Origin of the sequence: Streptomyces musisoli (assembly GCF_016741855.1) — a bacterium.
Lineage (GTDB): Bacteria > Actinomycetota > Actinomycetes > Streptomycetales > Streptomycetaceae > Streptomyces > Streptomyces musisoli.
Genome location: NZ_JAERRH010000114.1, coordinates 1 through 505 on the forward strand (window position 1 = coordinate 1; position 505 = coordinate 505).

A 505-nucleotide genomic window follows, 5' to 3' on the forward strand; every position below is an offset into this window, starting at 1 on the left:
ACACCATCGCACCACTCGTCACCCGGCTCAACACCGTCCGCAGGCACAGCCCGGCCCTGCAACAGCTGCGCAATCTGCACTTCCACCACGCCGACAAGGACGCGGTGATCGCCTACTCGAAGCGGAGCGGATCGAACACGGTTCTGGTGGTCGCCAACCTCGACACCCACCACACCCAGGAGGCGACGGTCTCGTTGGACATGCCGCAACTCGGCCTGGAATGGCACGAGTCCGTGCCGGTGCGCGACGAGCTCACCGGTGAGACCTACTACTGGGGCAGGGCCAACTATGTGCGACTTGGGCCCGGTGGGGCACATGTGCTCACCGTCGGCCGGGGGTCCGGGGGCCGGGCGGCGGAAGCCGCTGATGCCGGGTCCCCCGGTGAACACAGCACCGTCCTGCGACCGTCCACCCCGCAGACCGGAGGGTCACCCACAACATGATCGTCAATGAGCCCGTTCCGGACACCTTCGAGGACACCCCCGCCAAGGACCGGGACCCGGAT

1 protein-coding gene is annotated in these 505 nt (G+C 67.5%); it reads left to right on the forward strand.

Annotated features, from left to right (window positions below; all coding sequences use genetic code 11):
• Positions 1–443 (forward strand): alpha-glucosidase C-terminal domain-containing protein (locus JK361_RS40705; protein ID WP_236054687.1); only part of this gene is annotated, 443 nt, incomplete at its 5' end.
• Between the last annotated feature and the right edge of the window lie 62 nt (positions 444–505).